The sequence below is a fragment of the Thalassospira sp. MCCC 1A01428 genome, from assembly GCF_002115825.1.
In the GTDB taxonomy this organism is placed as follows: domain Bacteria; phylum Pseudomonadota; class Alphaproteobacteria; order Rhodospirillales; family Thalassospiraceae; genus Thalassospira.
Genome location: NZ_JFJZ01000128.1, coordinates 1 through 1,374, shown reverse-complemented (window position 1 = coordinate 1,374; position 1,374 = coordinate 1). Strand labels below are relative to the sequence as shown.

The following is a 1,374-nucleotide window of genomic DNA, read 5'->3' as shown; positions in this document are numbered from 1 at the left end:
GCCGGGACTAAACACCTAATTCCCCGGTAGTTCCGTTGATCGTTTGACAGCTATCCAGACTGTACAATGAAGAATGGCCGACCGCAGCGGGGATGGGGGGGAGGACTGCGGTCGGCCGGCACGGACGCAGCTTTGGTAACTGCGGCCATTAGAAACTCAGACGTCTGCGGTAATTCCGGGCTTTGCAGCGGCTAAAGCCACTTCGCGTTCTGCTTTGGGCGGGTAAATATAGGTCGAGTTAATCTCTTCCTTGATCTTTTTACCGGCCGATCCACTCAGCATAACCTTTCGGTCCCAACCTTCGCAGAATGCGGCTCCCCAAGGACCAAGGTCGAGACAAGTGACATATCGCTCTTGTGAATAAGACATCGTTGGTGCGCAGAGAAGATCAGCAGCAGCATTGTGGCCAGCAAACCGACCCAACGGCATCGCGTGCTGACAGGACATGAGTGTACGGTGACCATCATTGTCAGTTGCAGCGCTTGCCGCATCGCCGGTTGCGAATATTTCCGGATTGCCTGGAACACGAAGATCGTGCTCAACAACCAAACGACCAAGTTCGTCCCGCGGCGCCTCAATCTGCTCGGTTAACGGTGTTGCACGTAAGCCGCCAGTCCAGATCACAGTTTTACTTAAAATACGTGTTTCGTCTTCAAGAGTGACACCCGTTGCATCGACCTTTGTTACAGCCTTACCGAGCATCCATTCAACGCCGAGCGAACTCAACGCTTCCTCAATTACTGGCCTCGGCCCCGGTCCGAGATCCGGGCCAATAGCTTCCGCACGCTCAACGACGACTACTCGGACATTCGCATCCTTTCCCAATGCAGTTCGCAGCCGTTGTGGCATTTCCGCCGCTGTCTCAATTCCAGTGAAGCCGCCACCGGCGATCACTACTGTGTCACGCTGTTCTGAAACGGGCTGCTCGGCAAGTTCGTGAATATGTTGCCACAATTCATCTGCTTCGTGGCGTTGATCCACGCTGAAGCAATGCTCGGAAAGCCCGGGTATCGGCGGGTGAACAACGCGACTTCCTGCCGCGAGGATGAGGCGATCATAACCAAGGGTGATTTGCTCGCCATTATTTTGTTCAATAATGACCGCAGGCGTAGATTTGTTGATTGTGCGAACGCATCCTTCCACAAAACGCACACCAGTAACGCGGAACAGTTCTTCGAGTGGTGCGCTCATCTGCGCAGGATCATCTTCATAGAGACGTGGACGCATGTTGAGTACGGGTTCCGGTGCAACCACAACAATCTCAATTCCATCCTCTGCGCCATAAGCGTCACGCAGGCGCGCCGCGCTTAGTGCCGACATTGTGCCTGCAAAGCCAGCGCCAATAATCACAATTCTAGGCTCAGGACTCATTAA

1 protein-coding gene is annotated in these 1,374 nt (G+C 54.1%); it reads right to left on the bottom strand.

The window, feature by feature from the left end; genetic code table 11:
* Positions 1-156 precede the first annotated feature (156 nt).
* A partial coding sequence (locus THS27_RS26205) for an NAD(P)/FAD-dependent oxidoreductase (protein WP_371456364.1) occupies positions 157-1,374 on the bottom strand: 1,218 nt, incomplete at its 5' end.